The organism is Microbispora sp. NPDC049125, assembly GCF_040802045.1.
Taxonomy (GTDB): Bacteria; Actinomycetota; Actinomycetes; order Streptosporangiales; family Streptosporangiaceae; genus Microbispora.
This window is the reverse complement of the sequence record NZ_JBEZDW010000017.1, coordinates 104,523-119,545: the sequence shown is the minus strand read 5'-3', so window position 1 is coordinate 119,545 and position 15,023 is coordinate 104,523. Positions and strand designations below refer to the sequence as shown.

The following is a 15,023-nucleotide window of genomic DNA, read 5'->3' as shown; positions in this document are numbered from 1 at the left end:
GGGGCGGAGACACCCCCGGAACGGGCGCGGCGGCGACGCCGCAGCTCAGTCCTTCAGAGCTGACGAATGATTCTGAACATTTCACGAATGATTCGTGCCCATGCGTAAAATCCCGGGTGTGACCGGCCCCAGCCCCACCGCGCGCACGGGACGCCGCCGCCAGGAGATCACGGTCGCCCGGATCGCCGAGATGGCGGGAGTGTCCCAGCCCACCGTGTCGAAGGTGATCAACGGCCACCCCGGTGTGTCCACCGCCACCCGGCGGCGGGTCGAGGAGCTGATCAGGGAGCACGGCTGGCAGCGGCGACCGGAGCGGACGGAGCCGGCGGCCATCGTCGAGGTCCTCTTCCAGGCCCTCGACAGCCTGTGGGCCCTGGAGATCATCCGGGGCGTCGACGAGGTCGCGCGGGCGCACGGCATGGCGGTCGCGCTCACCGACATGCGGGGGAGGCACTCCCCGCACCGGGAGTGGATCGACCAGGTGCTCACCCGGCGCCCGGCCGGCGTCATCGCCGTGTCCGCCGAGCTGACCGACCGCGAGTGCGCCCAGCTCGCCAGCAGGGCCATCCCGCTGATCGCCCTCGATCCGCAGGGTGAGCCCGACCACGACGTCCCCTCGGTGGGCGCGACCAACTGGAACGGCGGGCTGTCGGCCACCCGCCACCTGCTGGAGCTGGGCCACCGCCGGATCGCGATGATCAACGGCCCCGCCGACCTGATGTGCTGCCGTGCCCGGCTGGACGGCTACCGCGCGGCGATGGACGCCGCCGGCGTCCCCGTCGATCCGGCGCTGCTGCGCGGCGGCGCACTTTACGTCGAGGACGGCAGGGCCCAAGCCCTGGCGTTGCTCGCCCTGCCTGACCGTCCTACGGCGATCTTCGCGGCCAACGACCTACAGGCGCTCGGCGCGTACCAGGCGGCGCTGCGGGCCGGTCTGCGCGTTCCCGAGGATCTGAGCGTTGTCGGCTTCGACGACCTCCCGCTCGCCCTGTGGGCCGACCCGCCGATGACCACGGTGCGGCAGCCACTGGCCAAGATGGGCGCGGCCGCCGCCGGCCTCGTCATGACCCTTGCCGCCGGCGACCCGCCCGAACACGACCGGGTCGAGCTCGCCACCAGCCTCGTCGTACGGGCCAGCACCGCCCCTCCGGCCCGCTGAGACCCGCCGTCCCCACCCAACGCGGCGGCGGCGCGATCCGCCGCCCCGATCAGTCGGGCCCGCCGGTTTCCGAGGGGGGAGGGACGGCCCGCCCGTCGCCGGCGTCCTGTGCGGCGGGGCCGAGGGTCCGGGCGGCGGTCAGCAGGTCGCGGCGTTGCCGCTCGTTCAGGTCGGCCACCGGCTGTCTCGGGCCCACCCCGCCGGAGGCCATGAGAGCGCGGGCCGTGTCGCGAGAGGAGCCGGGCAGGGCGCGCAGGATGCGGCCGATCGGGGTGCGCAGGGTTGTCTCATCGGTCCGCCGGAAGACCTCGCCGAGGCCGAGTCGCCCCGACCTGACCGCCTCGCGCAGCCCGGCGCGGCTGAGCGGTGTGGTCATCGCGAGCCGATCCGGCCGGCTGCGTGGTGCCGATGGCGGTGTACGTGCCGGCGAGTCAGTGCGTGCCGGCGGGGCGGCGGCGCCCGCGGGGCGGGGAGCGGGCGGCGCCGGGACCGGGCTGGGGAGTGCGGCCGCGGTCGTCAGAGCCGTAAGGGCGGCGGAGTCCGTCAGGGCGGTGGCGCCGGTCGCGGGCACGGCCGCCCCGGCGTGGCGAGCGGCCTCCTCGGCTCCTCCCTCGTCGCCGCCGAGGGTGTGCGCGGTGGCCAGCAGGATGCCCGCGCCGGTGGCGACCGTGGCCGCGATGGCGATCTGCCGCCTGGACAGCCGTCCGCTCTGCTGTTTGCTGGCGGCGAGCTTCATCCCGACGATGGCGGTCCGGCACAGCACGCCCATGACCATGCTGAGCAGGATCGGCACCAGCCCCTCGGGGAGCGGGCTGATGGTGGCGGTCACGACGCCCACGGCCGGGCTGAGGCAGGCCACCACCAGCCACGGGGCGAGGCGTTGCTTGGCGATGTCGAGCAGCACGGCCAGGGCCAGCCCCTCACTGGCCGAGTGCACGACGAGCGCGACGATGACCACGACGGACGCGGTCAGGGCCAGCGCGGCGCCTTCGATGGCCCGGTGCAGCGTCAGCGCGGCGGCGGTGCCCATGCCGCCGAACACCGCGGCGTTGACGCCCTGCCTGACCCGGCGATGCAGGCCGGGGGCGTGCATGGCGGCGGGGGGCGGCTCGTCGTCGGGGCAGGCGCAACCGCGACGGGTGAAGTAGGTGATGACCAGGAAGCCGAAGCCGGCCGACGCACCGAGCGTCCACAGCGGCACACCGGCCTCGACGGCCTCGCCCCAGGCGTCGGGCAGCAGGTCGACGAGCGCCGTGACCAGGATCATCGCCGAGGCGATGGCCAGCCACAGGCTCATCCGGCGGGCGTTGCGCCGGGCCAGGAACGCCCCGATGAGGGTGGACACGCAGACCAGCAGCACCGCCCCCACTGCCTCATGCCGGGGTGGCTGGATCTGCAGCACCGGACCCACGGCCCACATGACAGCCGATGACGGCATGAGGGAGCACCTCCTGATGATCGGATCGGGCGGAACAGGAAGTGGGGGGACGGCTGACGCCGGAGCCCGGCGAATCCCGGCCCGGCCGGATCGCGAGCTCGCGGCGCTGATCCCCGGGGCCGGCGGGGAGGTGCCGCCGGGCGTCACATGGCGTGTTCATGCGACGCCCCCTGGCCGGTTACGAGGCCGTCGGCCGTGACGTCGGCGACGTCGTGCTGAGGCGGTGGGACGGCTTCATGGGCGGGGTCGATGTCGTTGAGCTCGTCGAGCAGGCTGTGGAGCCGGTCGATCTGACCGTCGAGAGTGTCCTTCAGCCCGCTGCCGAATGCAGCGATGAACGTGTGCAGGCTGTGGATGTGGCTTGCCAGGACCTCCCGCGGGATGCCCCTGGCCTCGCGTTGCAGGGCCGCGGCCATGTCCAGGGCGGCGTGCTCCACCTGCTCGGCCTGCTGCCGGGCCCGCGCCAGGATGGCCCGCGCCTCCTCGTGGGCGAGGGCCAGGGTCCGGTCGGCCGCCTCCTGGGCGACGTCGACGATGCGGGCGGCGCTCTCGCCGGCGAAGGCCTGCGACTCGCCCTGCTCCGCGGCGCGGGCCCGCAGGTTTTCGTTGTCCCGCAACACGCTGATCAGGGTGGCTTCCATCAGGCCGAGGAAGCGGTCCACCTCGGCCAGGTCGTAACCCTCTCGCAGGCGGACGACCTTGAACACCTGATTGCGTACGGCGGCGGGAGTCAGCAGACCCGAAATACCTGGCGGGTCGCGATGCGGCGGCGCGGCCCTGTCGGCCACGTCCAGCACGGCATGTCCGTGATCAGGCCCGTGGTCGTGCCCGTGCGCGTCGTCCATGGTGACGCTCACCGGCCCGGGCACGAGCAGTGACACGCGTCCTGGCCGCCAGGGCGGTCCCGCTCGGTCTGCTCGTGCTCGTGGTCGGCGTGGTCGTCGGCGTGGTCGTCGGCGTGGTCGTGTCCGTGCTTGTGCTCGGCGTGGTGAGGGGCCTCGGCGGGCGACGCGGGGATGGCGGACGGTGAGGGGGTGCGGGAATCGGGCGACATGCAGTACCTCCTACGATGCTTACGAAGAGTAGTTATCCAATTACTGAACGATTACACACGTGAGCAACGGGGCAACTATCTGTTGCCGCCCGGCGAGATACTCGTGACGACGGAAGGGACACCCATGCCGACCTCCTCAGTTCACCGGCCCGGTCGTGAACGTGGCCACGGGAATGGGCACGGGAGTGGGCACGGCCACGGACATGGGCACGGGCATGCCGTCAGCGCGGAGACCGACCGCCGCCTCCTGGCGGGCGCGCTGGCGCTGATCGTCGGCTTCATGACGGCCGAGGTCGTGGTCGGCCTGATCGCCCGGTCGCTCGCGCTCATCTCCGACGCCGGCCACATGCTGACCGACGCCTTCGCCATCGTGTTCGCGCTGGTCGCCATGCGGATCGCCGCGCGGCCGCCCCAAGGCGGCTTCACCTATGGGCTCAAGCGGGCCGAGATCGTCTCCGCCCAGGTCAACGGCATCACGCTGCTGCTACTGAGCGTCTATTTCATTGTTGAGGGCGTCCACCGGCTGATCGATCCCCCTGCCGTCCAGGGCCGGTACATGCTGGTGACGGGGCTGGCCGGCATCGCCGTCAACCTCGCCGCGAGCCGGTTGCTCGCCAAGGCCGACCGGTCGGGTCTCAACGTCGAGGGCGCCTTCCAGCACATCGTCAACGATCTGTACGCCTTCATCGCCACCACGGCGGCGGGCCTGGTGATCCTGTTGACCGGCTGGGCTCGCGCCGACGCCGTCGCCGCCCTGGTGGTGGCGGCCCTGATGCTCAAGGCAGGCGCCGGCCTCGTCCGCGCTTCGGGCCGGGTCTTCATGGAGGCCGCCCCCGTGGGCGTCGACCCCGCCGACATCGGACGCAAGGCCGTCGCCCTGCGGGATGTGGCGGAGGTGCACGACCTGCACGTATGGGAGGTCACCTCGGGCTACGCCGCCTTGTCCGCGCATGTGATGGTGACACCGGCTGCCGACTGCCACGCCGTACGGCAGGCTGTGGAAACGCTGGTCCACGACAAGTACGGCATCGAGCACACCACCTTGCAGGTCGATCACGCCCCGGCCGAGCCGTCCGCGGAGGAGGACCGCACGGCCGCTCACTGCGCCGACCCCCACGGTCCGGCCCACCGGCCCGAGCCCCCGCTCCCGCGCCCGTCGCAGGCGGTCGAGGAGACTCCCGATCCCGCCGTGCTCCGAGCCGTGGAATCCAACGTGGACTCCACCGTGCACCCGGCCCTGTGTCACGGCCCCGGCGCGACTCCTCCGAGGCGGGACCCCTCGAATCCCCGCGGCCGATGATGGGACATGAACCGCCGGACCACGGCGCCCACGGCCCCCGACGAGAGCGAGATGCGTTCGTGAACGAGCAACCCTCCGCCGTGCACCAGGTCACCCCCTCACCCGGCGCCGCCCCGCCTGGTCCCGCCTTGCCCGGCGCCGTGTCGGACGGCAACTGTGCGGACGACTGCTGCGACCTGTCACCCCCGGATGCCGCACCGGTGCGCGACGAGGGCTGGCTGCGCGCGGCCCGCCAGGCCAAGGCCCTGTCGTGGGTGAGTCTCGTCTGGATGACCGTCGAAGGAGCCGCCGGCATCGCGGCCGGAGCGGCGGCCGCCTCCATCGCCCTGATCGGCTGGGCGCTGTCATCGGCCGTCGAAGGGCTGGCCAGCGTCATCGTCATCTGGCGCTTCACCGGGTCGCGCACCCTGTCGCCGACCGCCGAAGGCCGTGCCGGGAAAGCCGTCGCGATCTCGTTCTGGCTGCTGGCTCCGTACGTGGCGGTCGAGGCCGTGCACAAACTGGTTACGGGGCAGGAGGCGGAGAGCAGCGCGCTCGGCATCGTCCTCACGGCTCTCAGCCTGGCGCTGATGCCGCTGCTGGGCGTCGCCAAGCGCCGCCTCGGCGCCCGCCTGGGCTCCGGCGCCACCGCCGGGGAGGGCACCCAGAATCTGCTGTGCGCCTACCTGGCCGGGGCTGTCCTGGCCGGGCTGGCCGCCAACGCCGCGTTCGGCTGGTGGTGGCTCGACCCGCTGATCGCCCTCGCGGTCGCCGCTGTCGCCGTCAAGGAAGGCCGTGACGCGTGGCGCGGCGAGCAGTGCTGCTGAACGAACGCACCCGAGCGGTGACAGCGCTCGCCGGACGCGGCCGGCTCAAGACAACGCGCGGCCGGGCTCAAGACGGGATGCCGTCGTTCACTCGGGTTCGGCCACCATGCCGCGCGCCCATTCGACGTAGCGGAGGGGGAACTCCCGGAGAGCGCCGGCGGCACACGCGGAGGCGATCGGAGGGAGCGCCTCGGCGGCTTCCCGCGCGAGCGTACGGCAGCGCCGCAGTGTCTCGCCGACCACTCCGGAGCTCCGGAGTTCCTTGATGATCCACTCGATGTCGGCGTCGCTCAGCTCGCGGCCGCCGTCGGCCAGGCGATCGCGGACGGGCCGCAGGCGTTCGTCGCGCAGCGCGTGAATCAACGGCAGTGTGTAGACACCCTGGCGGAGATCGTTCCCGACGGGCTTGCCGAGGAGCTCGGCTGTGGAGAACAGATCCAGGACGTCGTCCAGGAGCTGGAAGACCACGCCGAAGCGGTGGCCGTACTCGGCCATGGCCAGCCGTTCGGCCTCCCCGGCCCGTACGCACCGTGCGGCGACGGAGCAGCCGGCCCGGAACAGGGCGGCCGTTTTGCGTTCGACGGAGGCGAGGGCCTTCTCCGGAGTGCGGCCGGCGTCGAACAGGTCCTGCATCTCCAGGAACTGTCCCTCCGCCAGCTGGACGGTGGCCGTCGCCAGCTCTTCCGCGACCGCCCGGGATGCCGAGCGCAGCGCGGCCAGCCCGGCCCTCGCGACCAGGAAGTCACCGACCATCAGCGCGTATCCCGCGCCCTTCTCGGCGTTGAGCGTTGGTACGCCGCGCCGCTCGGCTGAGTCGTCCATGAGGTCGTCGTGCACGAGCGATCCCGCGTGGAGCAGCTCGACGCACGCGGCCGACGTGACGAGCCTGCCGTTGACGGAGCCGTCCAGGGCCAGGCCGGTGGCGAGCATCAGCGCCGGGCGGAGCCGTCTGCCGCCCGCCTTCACGACGTGGTGGGTGCCGTCCGTGATCGCCGGCAGGGCGGATGAGCGGCTGAGGCGGTCGAGCTTGGCCTCGACCCGGCGCAGCCCCTCTTCCACGCCGGGCACGCTTGCCTTGAGGGTCGTGGCTGGACCAGGGGAGACGATCGATGGCGGCATGGGCAACTCCTCCTCAGTTTCCCCGCCAATCTGCGCGAGCCCGGCTGAGGCGGAGCTGAGAGCCGCTGAGACCCTTCACAGGCTCCGCGGCCGCCACCTCGTCAGCGCGTTCCCGGGTGATGCGCCGGGGAGCACATTGAGTATGGGGGTACTCAGGTGAGGGAGCGCGATCTCTCCTAGCGTCACATCGGGAACCCCTCACGCACTCCCGGAGACGACCATGCCGGTTCGCCTGATCGCGCTCGCCGCCGTGCCGGCCGCCATGCTCGCCGCCGTGTTCACCGCCGTGTTCGCCGTGTCCCTCGTGGCCGCGCCGGCGGCCGCGGCGAGCTGCCCGCCTCCGCCCAACGTGACCGGGCAGACCTACGAGCAGGCGTACGCGCTCCTCAACGGCCGCTACGGCTATGCGATCGTGACGGTGCCGGATCCCGCGCCCGCCCAGACGAACTACGTGATCAGCGCCGAGACGCTCTCGTGCATCGAGTTCAAGATCACAAACGTCCGGGTCGTGCTCGGCGGCCGTGTGCCCGACCTGTCCGGGATGACCCTGACGGCGGCCACCGCCGCGGTCGACGCCGCCGGGTTCGGCCTGTCCGCCCAGCCTCCGCAGGCGACCGGTGAGTGGACGGTGCGCCGGCAGACACCGGAGGCCGGCTCGTTGCTCCCCTACGGGCAGCCCGTCACCCTGGAGCTCGACGGATCGACCGAGGTGCCGTACATCATCGGTCTCACGGTCGCAGAAGCCCGCGAGCGCCTGGCGGAGAAGGGGCTGACGCTGGGAGGCGCGGGCGACGCCCGCGACGGTCAGGTCGTCGAGGACCAGAGCCCTCCCGGCGGAGCCGAGGCGACCATCGGCGACGACATCTACGTCGTCCTGGAGGAAGCGCCGGTGGCCAGCCCGCCCGCGAGCCCTGAGGCCAGCCCGCCCGCGAGCCCTGAGGCCAGCCCGCCTGCCAGCCCTGAGGCGAGCCCGGAGGCGAGCCCGGCCGGCTCGCCCGAGGCCTCGCCTGATGAGCCGTCGCCCGCCGGCATCTCCGACGAGCAGGCCGGTTCCTCGCAGGACGCGTCCGCCGGGGTGGGGATCGTGCTCGTCGCCGCCCTCGTCGCGGTCCTCGCCGTCGCCGGATGGGCCACACGGAGCCACGGGCGGAAGCCGGCCCAGGACCATGATCACCGCCGGGTGGTGCGGTGCGTCCCCCGCGCCGACCCGTCCCCGTCGGTAGAGATCCGGGAAAGCCACGAACGCCGCCCGAAAGTACGCGTACAGGCATACGCGGACCAGGGGCGACAGGAGATCCGGGAAGGCATGTCATGAATCTGACCATCACCGCGAACCCGGGCACGGCCGCCCTGGCGCTCTATGACGGGGCACGTGGCGCGGCGGCGGCGCTCGCAGGCCTGATACGCGACCCTGGAGTTCTGAGCGCGCTCTGCCGCGACGCGCCGGACGTCGCCGGACAGCTCCTCACCCAGCTGCCGCACGCGGGCGGGGAGTTGCTCAACGGGCTCGACCTCGGGACCATCCTCGTGGGCGGCTGGCAGAAGTCCCGCCAGCTGCGCGCCGCCGCGGTGCGCAGCCACCTGGACGGCTATCGCGGAAGGACCGAGCGGGTCCTGCTCGCCGCGCACACGATCACCTCCTCCCACCATCCGTACGTCGAGGTCTACGCCGATGAGCGCCGGGTTCTCACGCTCACCTTCTCCATCGACATGACGTTCACGATCGGCCTGCTGCACGCGGGCGTGCGCGAAGGGCGGCTGGTGAGCCTCCATCCGGGAGGAGACTGCGAGGTCACCGTCGGGTGGGGCGTGGAGGGATACAAGATCACCGAGAAGAAGGTCCCGATCCGCGTTCCCGCGGTGACCATCCCCGTGGGCGCCGGCATCCCGCTGGCGGCCCGGCCCGCGTGACCGCGATCAGGGAGGTCTGATCTGAGCGGTCCCGGCCGCGTCGCCTCAGGCGTGGGCCTCGATGGTAAAGGCCAGGTCAAAGGCGTGACAGGACGCCGGACAGCCTGGCTACGCTCCCCGCCATGCAGGTCGACGAGTATGTCGCCGTCCTCCGCGAGGATGGCGAGCGGCTGGCTGACGCGGCGCTGATCGCCGGGCTCGACGCCGATGTGCCGACGTGTCCCGGCTGGCGGATCCGAGAGCTCCTGCACCACACCGGTGGCGTCCACCGGTGGGCGGCGGCCCAGGTGGGGACGGGGAGATCGGAGCCGCACACCAAAGAGGAAGAGGCGGGGTTCTTCCCCGACGTGGCCGACGACTCGCTCGTCGCGTGGTTCCGTGAGGGGCACCGCGCGCTCGTCGGCACGCTGGCCGCCGCCGACGAGACGACGTCGTGCTGGACGTTCCTGCCCGCGCCGTCGCCGCTGGCGTTCTGGGCCCGCCGCCAGGCCCACGAGACGGCGATCCACCGCGCCGACGCCGAATCGGCCGTCGCCGCCGCCCCACGGTGGGACCCTCGCTTCGCGGCCGACGGCGTCGACGAGCTGCTCAACGGGTTCTTCGGTCACCGGGGCCGCCGGATCACGGCCGACCCGGCGGTGGCCATCGCCGTGTCCGCCGTCGACGTGGAGGCGGCGTGGACGATTCGTCTGGAGCCCGGCGGCCACCGTGTCGTTCCTGGCGTTCATCCCGCGGATCTCACGCTGACCGGGCCGGCGCGCGATCTCTACCTGCTCGTCTGGAACCGCGGCGGTCCCGAGCGCCTCGCCGCGCGCGGCGACCTGCGGGCACTGGACGCCTGGCGCGCCGGAGCCACGGTCCGCTGGTCCTGACCCGCTTCGCGGATCCCCGCGCCGATGGCTCAGCCCTCACCGTGTCCGTAGATCAGCCATCGGCCGTCGATCATCTGAAGACCGAAGGACTCACCTTGGAGACCACCGGGCTGCGTCGCGAACACACACTGACATAGGTCGAAGGAGACGTGCATGCTCACGCATGTGGCGCCTGGCTTGCAGTCCTTGTCCTTGTCGGGGCCCTCCAGCTGGAGATCGGTCGCCGCGACCCAGCTATGGAACGGACTGTCGGCGTCATCGAGTTCCTGATGAAGGTCGGCCTGAGGGACAAGTAGGGCGCGTGCGGTCTCCATGTCCTGTCCGGCGATGGCGTCGAAATAGGTTCGTACCACCTGCCCCGGAGAGGCGCCACGGGGCGGGAGGACCACTTTTTGCTTCTCGGGAGTTCCGCATCCGCACCCGGGGAGGATCAGCAGGCCGAGGAGGACGACTGCGATTTGAAGGACCCGGCTACCACGTGACATGTGCAAAGAGGCTACGACAACAAGGAATTCAAGGGGCTCCTCCGCTGTAGTAAGCGCATGTGGGGAAGGAGCTCGTGGTGTGCGGGGCGTTCAGCCGCGGGCGAGGCGGGGGAGGAGCGCCGAGGCGATGGCGATCATGGCGGCGGCGGCGACGAGCAGCACGCCGAAGTCCAGCGTGAGCCTGGCGGAGGTGCCGGCGAGCAGCCCCCGCAGCGCCTCGACCTCGTAGCTCAGCGGGTTGACGTGGTTGATCACCTGCAGCCATCCCGGCATGAGCTGCACGGGATACAGGGCGTTCGACGCGAAGAACAGCGGCATCGTGATCGCCTGGCCGATGCCCATGAGCCGGTCCCGGGACAGTACGAGACCCGCGATGGTGATGGAAAGGCAGCAGAAGAAGACCGACCCGAGCAGCAGGGCGACGACCACGCCCAGGAGCTTGAGCGGGTTGGCCGTGGTGTGGACGCCGAGCAGCAGCGCGAGCAGGAGCACGACGACGGCCTGTGCCAGCGCCCGCACGCCCGCCGCGAAGGCCTTGGCGGCGACGAGCGCGATCCGCGGTGTGGGCGTGACGAGCAGCTTGGCCAGCACTCCGGCGTCCCGCTCCCAGATGATCTGGATGCCGTAGAAGATGGCGATGAACAGCGCGGACTGCGCGAGGATGCCGGGGGCGAGGAAGTCCAGGTACGGCGTCGACCCCGTGGGGATGGCGCGGATCCGGGTGAACACCTGGCCGAACACCAGCAGCCACAGCGCGGGCTGGACGGCCCGGGTGACCAGTTCGGTGCGGTCGTGCCGGAGCTTCTGCAGCTCCACCAGGCACATCGTGCCCGTCCGCGAGACGGCCGTGCGGACGATGCCGAGGGGGCCGGCGTCAGCCGACGCGGCGGGCGGTGCGACGGGCAGCGCGGACATCGCGCATCCCTCCGTTCTCTGAGTCACCGGTGAGCGCGTCCCCGGTGTAGTGGCGGAAGACGTCGTCGAGGGCGGCGTCCGGCCCGAGGGCGCCCTTGAGCTCGGCGGGCGAGCCGACGGCGCGTACGCGTCCCCGGTGCATCAGCGCCACCCGCTCGCAGTGCTCGTCCGCCTCCTGCATGGCGTGGGTGGTGACCAGCACGGTCATCCCCGTGGCGGCGCGGACCGCCTCGATCCGGTCCCAGACGCTCTCGCGGGCCACCGGGTCCAGGCCCACGGTCGGCTCGTCGAGGATCAGCAGCCGGGGTGCGCTGACCAGGGCCTGGGCGAGCTCCAGACGGCGGAGCATGCCGCCGGAGAAGGTCTTCGCCTGGCGGTCGGCCACCTCGCCAAGGTCGACGGCGTCGAGGGCGGCGGCGACCTGGCCGGCGCGGGTCCGGCGCGGCAGGTCGTAGAGCCGTGCGAAGAGCGCGACGTTCTCCCGCCCGGTCAGCGTCCCGTCGGCCGACAGCTGCTGGGGGACGTAGCCGATCAGCCTCCGCACGGCCGTCCGCTGACGTGCCACGTCCAGGCCCAGCACCTCGACGGTGCCGGGCGGCGCGGGCAGCAGGGTCGTGATCATCCGGAGCGTGGTGGTCTTGCCGGCGCCGTTCGGCCCGAGCAGCCCGAACACCTCTCCGGGTGCGATCTCCAGGTCGAGGCCGTCGACGGCGACGGTGTCGCCGAAGGAATGGCGCAGGTCTGTGCACCGTACGGCGGGGGTCATTCGTCCTCCTTCGCGAGCTCGGTCAGCAGGTGCCGCAAGGCGGGCAGCGCCGCGCCGACGGCGGCGACCTCGTCGTCAGGCAGGCGCGCGAGGGCGTCGCCGACGAGCCTCCGGCGCGCCTCCCGCCACCGGGACATCCGGGCGACCGCCGCCTCCGTCACGAAGAGCCGGGCCGCGCGCCGGTCCGCCGGGTCGACCTCACGGCGCAGAAGCCCGGCGTCGAGAAGCTGGTTCACCAGCGTGCTCACCGAGTTGCCGGCCAGGTGCAGGCTGCGGGCCGCCGAGGCGACGCCGATCCCCGGCTCCGACTCCACGAGGTGCAGCAGCTCCACCTGCGCGCCGCGCAGCCGCGGGCCGGGCAGCTCCTCCCGCAGCCGGCGGCGGATCACACGGCGTATCCCGAGCACCGCCGCCATCAGTTCCTGGGCGGTGGCTTCGACCGGGGTGGGAGTCATGTCCGGCAATATACCTCTTATTCAGAGGTAAATACCAAATCGTACGCTGGAGACGTGGGGGAGATCCTGGTGGGCACGGCCTCCTGGACGGACAAGACGCTGCTGCGGTCCGGCTGGTACCCGCCCGGCGTCACGACGGCCGAGGAGCGCCTGCGGCACTACGCGCGCGAATTCCCCGTCGTGGAGATCGACTCGACCTACTACGCCCTTCCCGCCGAGGAGACCGCGCGTCTGTGGGCCGGCCGGACGCCGCCGGGCTTCACCTTCGACGCCAAGGCGTTCTCGCTGCTCACCGGGCATCCGACCCGCCCCCGGGCACTTCCCGCCGATCTGCGTGCGGCGGCCGGGGAGGCGTCCGGGAACCTGTATGCCCACGCCCTCGACCCCGCCGTGCTGGACCAGGTGTGGGAGCGCTTCGTCTCAGCGCTGCTGCCGTTGCGGGAGGCGGGCAGGTTCGGCGCGGTGCTGTTCCAGTTCCCCCGGTGGTTCCCGATCAGCCGGCGCAACAAGCACTACATCCTGGAGTGCAAGCGGCGATGCGAGCCGCTGCGGATCTCCGTCGAGTTCCGCAACGGCACATGGATGACGGAGGACAACCGGGCCGAGACGCTCGACTTCCTCCGCTCTTACGGCATCCCGTACGTCTGCGTGGACATGCCGCAGGGCTATCCGTGCTCGATGCCTCCGGTGGTCGCGGCCACGGCCGACCTGGGAATCGTCCGGTTCCACGGCCACAGCGACAAGTGGACCAGCCACGACATCCACGAGCGGTTCGGCTACCTCTACTCCCCGGAGGAGCTGGAGGAGTGGGCGCCCAGGCTGTGCGAGCTCGGCGGGCAGACCGCGGCGGCGCACGTGCTGATGAACAACTGCTACCTGGACCACGCCCAGACCAACGCCCGGCAGCTCGCGGACGTCCTGAGGTCGATGGCCGCCTGCCCGGTCCGCCCCCCACCGGACGGCGACTGAGCCGTCAGAGCTCCGCGACCCTGCCGCGCAGCCGTTCGGCCTGGGGCTCGCTCATGCCCAGCGTGATCGCCCGCTGGTACGCGGCGCGCGCCGCCTCCCCCCGGCCCAGGCGGTGGAGCAGCTCCGCGCGGGTGGCGTGCCACCAGGGGTAGGCGGCCAGCCCGCCGATCGCGTCGACCAGTTCGAGCCCGGCCGCCGGGCCGTCGCGTTCCGCCACGGCGACCGCCCGGTTGAGCCGGACGACAGGGGTGTCCTGCACGGTGAGCAGCACGTCGTACCAGGAGACGATCGCGTCCCAGCCGGTCTCCGCGTAGGACGGGGCGAGCGCGTGGCAGGCGGCGATGGCCGCCTGCACCACGTAGGGGTCCGGCCGGTCCGGGCTGCGCCGCAGGGCCGCGCCGACCAGCTCGACACCCTCCTTGATCGCCCCGCCGTTCCACCGGCCGCGGTCCTGGTCGGCCAGCAGCACGGGACGGCCCTGGCCGTCGAGGCGGGCGCCGCGCCGGGCGTCGTGCAGCAGCATCAGCGCCAGCAGGCCGAGCACGGTCGGCTCGTCGGGCATCGTCTCGGCCAGCAGCCTCGCCAGCCGGATCGCCTCCTCGATCGGCCCCACCCGGAGCAGATCGGCCCCGGCTCCCGCCGCGTATCCCTCGTTGAAGATGAGGTAGACGGTGGCCGCGACGCCGGCCAGCCGGGCGGGCAGCTCCCCGGCCGCGGGGACGCGATACGGAATGCGGGCATGGGCGATCTTCTGCTTGGCCCGGGTGAGCCGCTTGGCCATGGTCGCCTCCGGCACCATCAGCAGCCGGGCGACCTCCGCCGTGGACAGCCCGCCGAGGGTGCGCAGCGCGAGCGCCACCTGCGCCTCCAGGGCCAGGGACGGATGGCAGCACGTGAAGACCAGCCGGAGCAGGTCGTCGCGGACCACCTCCACCGGCTCGGGCTCCGGGACGATCCACGTCATGGCCTCCCCCTCCTTGCCGGCCCGCCGTGACTCCCGGCGCACGAGGTCGACGGCGCGATGCTTGGCGGTGACCACCAGCCAGGCGCGCGGGTTGTCCGGCACGCCGTCGCGCGGCCACGTCTCCAGCGCGCGAACGACGGCGTCCTGGACGGCGTCCTCGGCCAGGTCGATGCTGCCGGTGACGCGGACCAGCGTGGCCAGGACGCGAGTGCCCTCCTCGCGTACCAGCCGCGCGACCGCGTCACCGGTTCCCATCGCCGCCGGCTGTCAGAACTCGATGACCGGCCGGACCTCGACGGCGCCGGCCCAGGCCGCCGGGATCTTCGCCGCGAGGGCGACCGCCTCGTCGAGGTCGGCGCACTCCAGGACGTAGAAGCCGGTCAGCGCCTCCTTCGTCTCGGCGTAAGGGCCGTCGGTGCTGATCACCTCTCCGCCCTTGCCTCCGTCGACGCGGACGGTGGTGGCGGTGGCGGTGGGGTAGAGGGCGTGGCCGCCCCTGATGACGGCCGCGGCGGCCTGGCCGAACTCGTTGTAGTCCTGCATCTCCTGGGCGTAATCGGGGCTCGTCCAGTCGACGTCGGCGGTGTAGGTGAGAGCCACATAAGTGGGCATCGCTGCTCCTCGGGGTCGGGGCGGGCGCCTTTCCGCCTGCCTCCATTAAAGGACGATCGGTCCCCGCCGGTTCTGGACACCTTGCGGGATTTTTCTCACCTGGATCTGGTCGTCCGGAGATTCCCCTGGTCAACGGCATGGCGACGTGGGTGAGCACCTTGGCGGGGAACCGGCGGCCCGCGGTGCGAGCCGTTGACG

17 protein-coding genes are annotated in these 15,023 nt (G+C 72.2%); 7 read left to right on the top strand and 10 right to left on the bottom strand.

The window, feature by feature from the left end; genetic code table 11:
- Positions 1-118 precede the first annotated feature (118 nt).
- Entirely contained in the window at positions 119-1,159 is a 1,041-nt protein-coding gene (locus AB0B72_RS21295) for a LacI family DNA-binding transcriptional regulator (protein ID WP_367740594.1), read from the top strand.
- A gap of 49 nt (positions 1,160-1,208) precedes the next feature.
- Here AB0B72_RS21295 and AB0B72_RS21290 read toward each other — a convergent pair whose 3' ends face one another.
- From AB0B72_RS21290 to AB0B72_RS21280, 3 genes are all read right to left on the bottom strand, one after another.
- On the bottom strand, positions 1,209-2,597 hold the full coding sequence (locus AB0B72_RS21290; RefSeq protein ID WP_367740593.1) for a hypothetical protein: 1,389 nt from the start codon (positions 2,595-2,597) through the stop codon (positions 1,209-1,211).
- Between the two features lie 143 nt (positions 2,598-2,740).
- A complete protein-coding gene (locus AB0B72_RS21285) occupies positions 2,741-3,478 on the bottom strand; it encodes a DivIVA domain-containing protein (protein WP_367740591.1) in 738 nt (245 codons plus the stop codon).
- Positions 3,451-3,651 (bottom strand): hypothetical protein, encoded by a 201-nt coding sequence (locus AB0B72_RS21280; RefSeq protein WP_367740590.1) that lies wholly within the window; start codon positions 3,649-3,651, stop codon positions 3,451-3,453. Before AB0B72_RS21280 ends, AB0B72_RS21285 begins: the two co-directional genes overlap by 28 nt.
- Positions 3,652-3,775: 124 nt before the next feature.
- Here AB0B72_RS21280 and AB0B72_RS21275 point away from each other — a divergent pair, with 124 nt between their 5' ends.
- Positions 3,776-4,951, top strand: coding sequence for a cation diffusion facilitator family transporter (locus AB0B72_RS21275; protein WP_367740589.1), 1,176 nt, complete (start codon positions 3,776-3,778; stop codon positions 4,949-4,951).
- A 59-nt stretch (positions 4,952-5,010) separates the two neighbouring features.
- Positions 5,011-5,757, top strand: coding sequence for a hypothetical protein (locus AB0B72_RS21270; RefSeq protein ID WP_367740588.1), 747 nt, complete (start codon positions 5,011-5,013; stop codon positions 5,755-5,757).
- A gap of 87 nt (positions 5,758-5,844) precedes the next feature.
- Here the strand turns inward: AB0B72_RS21270 and AB0B72_RS21265 are convergent, their stop codons facing one another.
- Positions 5,845-6,876, bottom strand: a complete 1,032-nt coding sequence (locus tag AB0B72_RS21265) for a polyprenyl synthetase family protein (RefSeq protein ID WP_367740587.1) — start codon at positions 6,874-6,876, stop codon at positions 5,845-5,847.
- A 220-nt stretch (positions 6,877-7,096) separates the two neighbouring features.
- Between AB0B72_RS21265 and AB0B72_RS21260 the strand changes: the two genes are divergently transcribed.
- The 3 genes from AB0B72_RS21260 to AB0B72_RS21250 all read left to right on the top strand — a co-directional run bounded on the left by AB0B72_RS21260 (position 7,097) and on the right by AB0B72_RS21250 (position 9,659).
- Complete coding sequence (locus AB0B72_RS21260) at positions 7,097-8,191, top strand: PASTA domain-containing protein (protein WP_367740586.1); 1,095 nt, start codon at positions 7,097-7,099, stop codon at positions 8,189-8,191.
- On the top strand, positions 8,188-8,787 hold the full coding sequence (locus AB0B72_RS21255; protein ID WP_367740585.1) for a hypothetical protein: 600 nt from the start codon (positions 8,188-8,190) through the stop codon (positions 8,785-8,787). The genes AB0B72_RS21260 and AB0B72_RS21255 overlap by 4 nt, the downstream gene beginning before the upstream one ends.
- A 122-nt stretch (positions 8,788-8,909) precedes the next feature.
- Entirely contained in the window at positions 8,910-9,659 is a 750-nt protein-coding gene (locus AB0B72_RS21250) for a maleylpyruvate isomerase family mycothiol-dependent enzyme (RefSeq protein WP_367740584.1), read from the top strand.
- Between the two features lie 29 nt (positions 9,660-9,688).
- On the opposite strand, the gene AB0B72_RS21245 is transcribed toward AB0B72_RS21250, so the two are convergent.
- The 4 genes from AB0B72_RS21245 to AB0B72_RS21230 form a co-directional block, all read right to left on the bottom strand.
- Positions 9,689-10,144 carry a hypothetical protein gene (locus AB0B72_RS21245; protein WP_367740583.1) on the bottom strand — a complete coding sequence of 152 codons (456 nt, stop codon included), beginning with the start codon at positions 10,142-10,144 and terminating at the stop codon, positions 9,689-9,691.
- A 90-nt stretch (positions 10,145-10,234) separates the two neighbouring features.
- Positions 10,235-11,059 (bottom strand): ABC transporter permease, encoded by an 825-nt coding sequence (locus AB0B72_RS21240; protein WP_367740582.1) that lies wholly within the window; start codon positions 11,057-11,059, stop codon positions 10,235-10,237.
- Entirely contained in the window at positions 11,019-11,825 is an 807-nt protein-coding gene (locus AB0B72_RS21235; RefSeq protein ID WP_367740581.1) for an ABC transporter ATP-binding protein, read from the bottom strand. The genes AB0B72_RS21240 and AB0B72_RS21235 overlap by 41 nt, the downstream gene beginning before the upstream one ends.
- Positions 11,822-12,280, bottom strand: a complete 459-nt coding sequence (locus AB0B72_RS21230; protein ID WP_367740580.1) for a MarR family winged helix-turn-helix transcriptional regulator — start codon at positions 12,278-12,280, stop codon at positions 11,822-11,824. Before AB0B72_RS21230 ends, AB0B72_RS21235 begins: the two co-directional genes overlap by 4 nt.
- A gap of 54 nt (positions 12,281-12,334) precedes the next feature.
- Between AB0B72_RS21230 and AB0B72_RS21225 the strand changes: the two genes are divergently transcribed.
- Complete coding sequence (locus tag AB0B72_RS21225) at positions 12,335-13,249, top strand: DUF72 domain-containing protein (RefSeq protein WP_367740579.1); 915 nt, start codon at positions 12,335-12,337, stop codon at positions 13,247-13,249.
- A 4-nt stretch (positions 13,250-13,253) separates the two neighbouring features.
- Here the strand turns inward: AB0B72_RS21225 and AB0B72_RS21220 are convergent, their stop codons facing one another.
- Together AB0B72_RS21220 and AB0B72_RS21215 are read right to left on the bottom strand one after the other, a co-directional pair.
- The gene (locus AB0B72_RS21220) at positions 13,254-14,468 is read right to left on the bottom strand and encodes an RNA polymerase sigma factor (protein WP_367740578.1); all 1,215 of its coding nucleotides are present in this window, start codon (positions 14,466-14,468) and stop codon (positions 13,254-13,256) included.
- A gap of 12 nt (positions 14,469-14,480) precedes the next feature.
- On the bottom strand, positions 14,481-14,825 hold the full coding sequence (locus AB0B72_RS21215) for a YciI family protein (protein ID WP_367740577.1): 345 nt from the start codon (positions 14,823-14,825) through the stop codon (positions 14,481-14,483).
- Positions 14,826-15,023: the final 198 nt, after the last annotated feature.

What these genes read in the sequence shown, in the direction of transcription:
- AB0B72_RS21290 (WP_367740593.1), bottom strand. Translation starts at nt 2,597, where the DNA reads ATGCCGTCATCGGCTGTCATGTGGGCCGTGGGTCCGGTGCTGCAGATC.
- AB0B72_RS21280 (WP_367740590.1), bottom strand. Translation starts at nt 3,651, where the DNA reads ATGTCGCCCGATTCCCGCACCCCCTCACCGTCCGCCATCCCCGCGTCG.
- AB0B72_RS21275 (WP_367740589.1), top strand. Translation starts at nt 3,776, where the DNA reads ATGCCGACCTCCTCAGTTCACCGGCCCGGTCGTGAACGTGGCCACGGG.
- AB0B72_RS21265 (WP_367740587.1), bottom strand. Translation starts at nt 6,876, where the DNA reads ATGCCGCCATCGATCGTCTCCCCTGGTCCAGCCACGACCCTCAAGGCA.
- AB0B72_RS21260 (WP_367740586.1), top strand. Translation starts at nt 7,097, where the DNA reads ATGCCGGTTCGCCTGATCGCGCTCGCCGCCGTGCCGGCCGCCATGCTC.
- AB0B72_RS21255 (WP_367740585.1), top strand. Translation starts at nt 8,188, where the DNA reads ATGAATCTGACCATCACCGCGAACCCGGGCACGGCCGCCCTGGCGCTC.
- AB0B72_RS21250 (WP_367740584.1), top strand. Translation starts at nt 8,910, where the DNA reads ATGCAGGTCGACGAGTATGTCGCCGTCCTCCGCGAGGATGGCGAGCGG.
- AB0B72_RS21245 (WP_367740583.1), bottom strand. Translation starts at nt 10,144, where the DNA reads ATGTCACGTGGTAGCCGGGTCCTTCAAATCGCAGTCGTCCTCCTCGGC.
- AB0B72_RS21240 (WP_367740582.1), bottom strand. Translation starts at nt 11,059, where the DNA reads ATGTCCGCGCTGCCCGTCGCACCGCCCGCCGCGTCGGCTGACGCCGGC.
- AB0B72_RS21235 (WP_367740581.1), bottom strand. Translation starts at nt 11,825, where the DNA reads ATGACCCCCGCCGTACGGTGCACAGACCTGCGCCATTCCTTCGGCGAC.
- AB0B72_RS21230 (WP_367740580.1), bottom strand. Translation starts at nt 12,280, where the DNA reads ATGACTCCCACCCCGGTCGAAGCCACCGCCCAGGAACTGATGGCGGCG.
- AB0B72_RS21220 (WP_367740578.1), bottom strand. Translation starts at nt 14,468, where the DNA reads ATGGGAACCGGTGACGCGGTCGCGCGGCTGGTACGCGAGGAGGGCACT.
- AB0B72_RS21215 (WP_367740577.1), bottom strand. Translation starts at nt 14,825, where the DNA reads ATGCCCACTTATGTGGCTCTCACCTACACCGCCGACGTCGACTGGACG.